At 45.1% G+C, this 7801-nt stretch carries 6 protein-coding genes and 1 pseudogene; 1 reads left to right on the top strand and 6 read right to left on the bottom strand.

Annotated features, from left to right (window positions below; genetic code table 11):
* Window positions 1-88: 88 nt before the first annotated feature.
* From NK638_RS11135 to ccoN, 6 genes and pseudogenes are all read right to left on the bottom strand, one after another.
* Entirely contained in the window at window positions 89-670 is a 582-nt protein-coding gene (locus tag NK638_RS11135; protein ID WP_274633070.1) for a FixH family protein, read from the bottom strand.
* 306 nt (window positions 671-976) lie between these two features.
* A pseudogene (gene ccoG, locus NK638_RS11130) lies at window positions 977-2445 on the bottom strand (cytochrome c oxidase accessory protein CcoG).
* A gap of 396 nt (window positions 2446-2841) precedes the next feature.
* On the bottom strand, window positions 2842-3987 hold the full coding sequence (ccoP, locus tag NK638_RS11125; protein ID WP_274633069.1) for a cytochrome-c oxidase, cbb3-type subunit III: 1146 nt from the start codon (window positions 3985-3987) through the stop codon (window positions 2842-2844).
* Window positions 3984-4166 (bottom strand): CcoQ/FixQ family Cbb3-type cytochrome c oxidase assembly chaperone, encoded by a 183-nt coding sequence (locus NK638_RS11120; protein WP_075101084.1) that lies wholly within the window; start codon window positions 4164-4166, stop codon window positions 3984-3986. Before NK638_RS11120 ends, ccoP begins: the two co-directional genes overlap by 4 nt.
* Window positions 4166-4804, bottom strand: coding sequence for a cytochrome-c oxidase, cbb3-type subunit II (ccoO, locus tag NK638_RS11115; RefSeq protein WP_201586027.1), 639 nt, complete (start codon window positions 4802-4804; stop codon window positions 4166-4168). The genes NK638_RS11120 and ccoO overlap by 1 nt, the downstream gene beginning before the upstream one ends.
* A gap of 9 nt (window positions 4805-4813) precedes the next feature.
* Entirely contained in the window at window positions 4814-6295 is a 1482-nt protein-coding gene (gene ccoN, locus NK638_RS11110) for a cytochrome-c oxidase, cbb3-type subunit I (protein ID WP_274633068.1), read from the bottom strand.
* 874 nt (window positions 6296-7169) lie between these two features.
* Between ccoN and NK638_RS11105 the strand changes: the two genes are divergently transcribed.
* On the top strand, window positions 7170-7559 hold the full coding sequence (locus NK638_RS11105; protein ID WP_105245112.1) for an SCP2 sterol-binding domain-containing protein: 390 nt from the start codon (window positions 7170-7172) through the stop codon (window positions 7557-7559).
* Window positions 7560-7801 lie beyond the last annotated feature (242 nt).

Raw genomic sequence — 7801 nt, 5'->3', positions numbered from 1 at the left:
CAGCAGTGCCTATTTGTGAATGTTCAACACGCCCTGGTTAATGGCTGGTTTTTTTGGTTTTGGTACCAGTTAAGAGCCAATCCTGTGGTTAGCTTTTTGAAAAGACGGGTAGCGGCTCAAAGCTTACCTCGGAGCGCGGTAGCCGTGCCACATCCTGCATACGCCAGTCATCCTTACCATCATTACTCACTTGTAGATAGTATTTGGCTTTTACAGGATCGATATCGACATGAGCACGGTATTTATTGCCTTCTTCGTGCTGGAGCACCACATCGCGATCTTTTTTGATATCGGTGGCATGAGAGATAGACAGCGCCAGCGTATCAGGATAGGTGAGAGGTGTGCCGTTTAGGAGCTTGCCCGTCTGTAAGCTTTGCTCAGGATAGTTTAAATAAAACACAATATCGCCATTATCGGCAAACTGCATTTCGCCATGCAAGTCCAAATCATGCGTGAGCTTATCACGAGAGATATCATGGTAGAGGGTCTTGCCATCCATATACCAGTCGTCACGTACCACACTGTCACGGATTTGGTAGGAGTAATACACAAACCAGATGCATGCGATCACGACCAGCGCTGGCATGCCAATCACAAAGATGACGACCATGTAGTTTTTATACCATGGCTGCGTATCTTGATGCTTAAAGTTTGGTGCTGGAGTAGACATAAAATACCTATTAATCAGATAACGGTTTAGCAGATATCATATCACTAGATACCGTAAACGCTATCACTGGATAATCTAATGGCACACTGTTGCCAAGTGACAAATGAGTCATCCGCCAATCGCTAATCAAACCAATTGTGAGCGACTAACGGATGAGCGTTATAAAAATAGCCGGACCAAGCACGGCGTCTTGGTGCTTTTGAGCACCAAGCCTTGACTCTCAGTGCTTTGCAGCATAAAAGCTTTTGAATCTGAGCGCTTTCAAATATAAGTGCTTTGAAAAATCACAGCCTTTAAAACTCTTGCTTACTGACCTTGAGTGGTAAAGATGTTTTGTTTGCTTACCTGATATTTGCCATCTTCGCTGGTCACGGTCAGCGTCACTGGTGTTTGACCAAATTCGATCACATCTGGATCGCCATAGATGCTCAGTGGCATATCAAAGCTTTCGCCTGCTTCTAAAGGCACATCGTTAAATCGTAGCGCTAAGCTCAATCCTTCTTGTGGCTCCAAGGCAATATTATAAGTATGCGGCTCTTGGGTCTTATTGGTCAGTTTGATGATATAGCTGTTTTCGATCATACCCTGACTATTGATAGAGGACAGCTGGTTACGGTCGCGGCGTATATCGATCTCTAGTGGCACCCGATCGGTTAGCGCAAAGATTAGACCGCCGCACAGTATCGTCAGCAATGCCAGATAAGCAAATAGGCGCGGACGCAGTACACGGCTCGGCTCTTTTTCGGCCAATTGACGCTCGGTCGTATAGCGAATCAAGCCACGTGGGTAGCCCACTTTGTCCATGATCTCATTACAGGCATCGATACAAGCGGCGCACTGAATACAAGCAACTTGCAGGCCATCACGAATATCGATACCGGTAGGGCACACCTGCACACACATGGTACATTCGATACAGTCGCCTAAGTCATCAGGGTTGGTGCCTTTTTTGCGAGGGCCACGCGGCTCACCGCGCTCATAATCGTAGGAAACAATGAGCGTGTCTTTATCAAACATCACACTCTGAAAGCGGCCATAAGGACAAATATGTACACACATCTGCTCACGCATATAACCGGCATTGGCATAAGTGGCAAAGGTAAAGATAAACATCGAAATCCATACCCACGTTGGCCAATCAGGCACAGGGACAATCCCTATCATCTGCCAGCTTTGATACAGATAGTCAGTGCCCGCGACATAACTGACAAAGGTCGCCGCTGTAATCACAGAAAACACAAACCAAATAAAATAGACCAACGCTCGCTTAAATGCTTTTTTTGCGCTCATCGGTTCTTTGTCAAACTTGATGCGTTTATTACGATCGCCGATTACCCATTTTTCGACATACTGATAAAGATGTGTCCAAATCGTTTGCGGGCAGGCATAACCACACCAGACGCGGCCCGCATATACAGTCACCATAAAGAGGGTAAAGGCGGCGATGATGGCGAATGCTGCCACAAAATAAAAATCTTGGGTCAAAAACGTCATGCCAAAGATATAATAGTGCTGTGAGGGGACATCAAACCATATCGCCTGCCTACCGTTGTATCGCAGCCATGGCAATAACAAAAACGGACATCAAACCATATCGCCTGCCTACCGTTGTATCGCAGCCATGGCAATAACAAAAACGCCGCCAGTAGTGCATACATCGTGATGACACGAATATTTTGGTAAAAACCTGTGACAAACCTAGGGTGGACGCGATGCTTGGTGGCGTCGAGGTCTACTTGTTGTACAGGGATCTTATTGGGTTGTTGTGCTGACATAAACGTGCCTCTTTAAAAAAAGAATCAGTCTGCTGGCATGATGAACAAACACCTTGGATAATAAGATGTATGAGTGTGCGATGTTATCAATGTCAGTAGGTAGAGGGCAAGACAATCACCTAATCGATGCCAAACCAACTACCAAATAATCGATGGTCAATAGCTAAGAGCCGATAGGCAATACGGCATTCGGGCAAGCCATCAATATCTCTGCCTATCAAGTATATATTTTAGCATTCTCCCTACTATAAATGGGGTGATAATCCTAAAAAGCAATCTACTGATACCTTATATAGGTGCCTATATATAAAAAAGGGAGAACTGCAATGACAGTCCTCCCTTTCTGGTAAATCCATTAAACGATATCAGCAATTGGCTGATTAATAACGATTATAATCAGTTAGCAGTAGCTTCTGCTGGCGCTTCAGTCGTCGCAGCGGTCGCAGTTGCTGTAGCAGCTTTGGCTGATTTAACAGGCTTGTCTGATAAAGAGTAGACATACGCGGCAAGCAGCATGATACGCTCATTACCCAATTTTGTCTGCCACTCAGGCATCACACCAGCACGGCCATAACGTAAGGTCTCGCGGATGCTTTCGCGATCGCCGCCATAGAGCCAGATATCGTCTGTCAGGTTTGGCGCACCAGTAGAAATCATACCTTTAGCGTCGTCACCATGACAAAGCACACAGTTAGTCGGCTCGTTAAAGATGACCTCACCTTGTGCAACTTTAGTCTGATCTAGATCATAACCTTGTTGGTTACCAGAGATCGATAGGACATACTCAGAGACTGCACGTACGCCATCTTCACCGATCTGATCACGCCATGCTGCCATGCCACCAACCCGGCCATTATGTAGGGTCGTTAGGATGTTTTCAGGCGCACCACCATATAACCAATCGTTATCGGTGAGGTTTGGATAGCCCAAAGCGCCCTTGGCGTTAGAGCCGTGACAAACCGCACAGTTTTGTAAAAACAAACGGCTACCCACTTTCAAGGCATTTGGGTTTTCAGATAGCTTTTCGACATAAGGCGCAAGCTCTGCAACTTTTTGGTCGATCTGAGTTTGCAGGTCAGCTGGCGGGTTGTCGCTACGACGCATGGTCGCTTGTAGCTCGTTCAGCGTCGCTAGTGTCGTAGTTGCGCCTGCTGCATCTGCTTTAACCAAGATATTCTTTTCAAAGTTATCTGTAAATACTTTGTTATTGCTCTCAAGCTCGCTGAACAACTCATTCTTAGAAGACCATGGCACTGTTTCACCATCGACCTCTACTGTTGCCAGACCGTTCCAGCCTGCTGGGAAAATTGCTGGGAAAAATACCCAGTAAGCGGCACCCCAAATGATTGAACCAAAGAATATCACTAACCACCATTTAGGCAGCGGCTTATCATATTCTCGGATACCATCGTACGTATGACCAGTCGTACCGTCTTCTTCGAGGTCTGGCTTGTATTTTAATACAAATAACAAAACCCCAAGAATACCTGCCCAACACATGATACTGAGGATGGTAATCCAAGAACTCCAAAAAAATGTCATCGTTTATCCTTATTGCGCTGCTCTTCAGACAGAGACTTTACATCCTCGTCATCAAGCGCAAGTTGTGCATCTTCTTCGAAGCGTTTTTTGTTTTTTGGCGAATACGCCCACCATGCAACACCTACGAAGGCAACAAAGGCAGAAACGGTCGCAATTGTTTGTAATTCACCAATACCCATTAGCGCTGTCCTTCCATCGCGGTGCCTAGTTGTTGTAAGTAGGCAACCAAAGCATCAAGCTCAGTGGCACCAAGAACAGCATCTGGCGCGCCTTCGATGTCTTCTTCAGTGTAAGGCACACCAAAGCGATCGCGGAATAAACGCATTTTAGCTTGAACATTTGCACCATTAACTTCGTTGGTGGCAAGCCATGGGAAACCAGGCATGACTGACTCTGGTACCAATGAACGCGGTGCGATTAAGTGCTGTTTTTGCCAGTCTTCAGAGTAGCGTCCACCAACACGTGCCAAATCAGGTCCAGTACGTTTTGAGCCCCATAAGAAGGGATGATCCCACGTTGACTCAGCAGCGCGTGAGTACGGTCCATAACGCTCAACTTCAGCACGTAGTGGGCGCACCATTTGAGTGTGACAGACGTGACAACCTTCACGAATATAAATATCACGCCCCTCAAACTCAAGCGCTGTCCAAGGCTCCATAGCAGGTAGGGGAGCATTTACCCCGCCTTCTTCAGGGCTTTTGTTATCATAAATCAGTGGTACGATTTCTACCAAAGTTGCAAAGCTGATTGCGATGACAATAAAGATGACCAACAAGCCTGTATTTTTTTCGATAATTTCATGCGGTGTACCAGCCATGATCGCTCCTTATACGTTAGCTGTCGATGGTTTTTCGACACTAGGTTCATGATCCGTTGGATCCGCGACATCTACAGGCTTACCTTCTGGCATCTTGAGTGTTTTATAGCAGTTATATGCCATAACAAACATACCCGATACGTATAAGAAGCCACCAAAAGCACGACCGATATACGGGAAGTGTGAGAACTCAACCGTATCAACGAAACTATATACCAAAGTACCGTCAGGGTTGGTCGCAAGCCACATCATGCCTTGGCCAATACCTGAGATCCACATAGATACGATGTAGAAAACTGTTCCAGCAGTTGCCAGCCAAAAGTGCGTAGTGATTAAGCTGACAGAGTACATTTTTGGTTTGTTATAGATACGTGGTAACAGTACATATAGCGAACCAATGGTAATCATACCAACCCAGCCAAGCGCGCCTGAGTGTACGTGGCCGACTGTCCAGTCAGTGTTGTGTGATAGTGCGTTCACCGTCTTGATAGACATCATTGGGCCTTCGAACGTCGACATCGCGTAGAACGACAATGCCACAATCATAAAGCGAATGATCGGGTCGGTACGCAGCTTATCCCAACTACCTGATAACGTGAGTACACCGTTAATCATACCACCCCAAGATGGTGCAAATAGAATGACGGAGAATACCATTGCCAATGACTGCGTCCAATCAGGAAGCGCTGAATAATGCAAATGGTGACCACCAGCCCACATATATGAAGCAATCAATGCCCAAAAGTGAACGATAGACAAACGGTAAGAATAAATAGGACGACCAATCTGTACAGGAACGAAGTAATACATCATTCCAAGGAACGCCGCCGTCAAGTAAAAACCTACCGCGTTGTGCCCGTACCACCATTGCACCATCGCATCAGTTGCACCGCCAAATAGCGAATAAGATTTGAACGCACTAACAGGAATGGCCATGCTGTTTACGATATGCAGTAGGGCAATCGTAATAATAAAAGCAGCAAAGAACCAGTTAGCCACATAAATGTGTGAGGTTTTGCGTTTGATGATTGTACCAAAAAATACGATGGCATAAGAGACCCATACCAAAGCAATTAAGACATCAATAGGCCACTCAAGCTCAGCGTACTCTTTAGTTGACGTCAAACCTAGAGGAAGGGTAATAACGGCAGAAACAATCACTGCCTGCCAACCCCAAAAGGTAAACCAAGCTAAGTACGGTGCAAATAGGCGCGTTTTACAGGTGCGCTGAACGATATAGTAAGACGTTGCGAACAGGGCACAGCCACCGAACGCAAAAATGACGGCATTAGTATGTAGCGGTCTGAGACGACTAAACGTCAGCCATGGAATGTCAAAGTTGAGTGCTGGCCATGCCAACTGTGAAGCAATGAACACACCAAGACTCATGCCGACGATGCCCCATACTACGGCCATGATCGTAAAAAAACGTACGATAGTGATTTCGTATTCACGGTCCACTGGGGCGACTGCTGTGTTTTGTAAACTCATTGGATGATTCCTTTACAGCCCGAATTATCAACAGAATTAACTAACGCTCCGCACCATCTAGAGCTATCTCTTAGATGAACTTAGCGGTACATGCTGTTTTTGGTCTGCCTATTATCCTTAGATTATCACCTATCTGTCTAAGCTTACGCTTAATAGCAGCGGGTATTAAAGACCAAAGCGTATTGACGCCAAAGGTTTGTAGCTGCTCGATAGTAGGATTGTTAACAACCTGTCAAAATAAATAAGCAGATACGCCGTTTTGAGCATCAAACATCTAATGAGGCAAAGTATTTATCTTAATTATTACTAAAAGCGCTGTACCAATGAAGATAGATACCAATATCCATAAGGTCCTAAAGCCTACTGACCGTAGATGTATGCTAGCGGCGGCTGACAAAAAAACATGTTTAGGTAATGTTTAGTTAAAACTCCCGACTCTGTTTAAGGGTATTGTAACGCAATCCTAATCAAATATCATCACACTCATGCGCCAAAATACAAACTCTTTGGTAAAAATCTGAGCAAACAGCGGAAAATCGCTGTGTCATTTGTGCATTTTATACCCAGTTTTGCGACGATTCTAAAGGGTGCTTGCGACAAAAAATGCGGTGAATGGTAGGCAAAAAACATCAACGATATCGCCGCAATTATCTTGTATTAGACCCATGATAGTTGCGACCATGCGATTTGACGTGGCCAGTATTTTTGTAACAATCTCGTCATATGCTGTCTAAATAGGTTTTACTTATCCGCTGCTCGGCCTTTATAATGTGGCTGAACACAATCGATAACCGCGCACCTTTGGTCGCCTAATCTAAGGTGTGCCCTCGTTATTGGTACGAGGCGCGTCTTAATAACAATTAAGGATAATAATATGGCAGTTTTTTTGACAGATGAATGGTTTGAGCAAGTAGAGCAAATGAGCAATGACGCGGGTGAGTTAAACCTGCCGCCTGCCTTGGCAAATATGGTGGTCAATCTAAAAGTGTCTGATGCTGAGCAAGATATCGAGGCCAATTTTGCCAATGGCTTACTGCACCGCGGTCTAAATGAATCGGCGACAACGACCTTGCTGTTGGATCGTGATATTTTACAATCCATCATCACCGATTTTAATACCAATGAAATCATGGGGGCGTTTATGGCAGGCAAGATTCGTGTCGAAGGCGATATGTCACAGCTGATGGCTGTGCAGACCGCGCGTCCAAGTGCTGAGCAAAAAGAGCTATATACTCGTATCAAGTCTATGACGACGATGGCGTAGATCTTATATTGAGTGGTTTGTACTCAAGCCATTGATATACAATTCACTCAGATATACAAAAGCCCCTATTTATTTAGGGGCTTTTTATTTGCTCAAACATTCAACTGTCAAAACAGCGGGACAATCATCTGTTTATCGGACTACTGTCTTGTTTCGTTAGGGCGTGTTGAACATTCGACCATGGCATTGACAGCGACTATTTTTTAGGCGATTCGATGTTAAAAATAATAAGTTTAGTCATT

This window comes from Psychrobacter sp. A3 (assembly GCF_028823565.1).
GTDB lineage: Bacteria > Pseudomonadota > Gammaproteobacteria > Pseudomonadales > Moraxellaceae > Psychrobacter > Psychrobacter celer.
The sequence above is the reverse complement of the archived record's forward strand: the minus strand, read 5'-3'. Positions and strand labels throughout refer to the sequence as shown.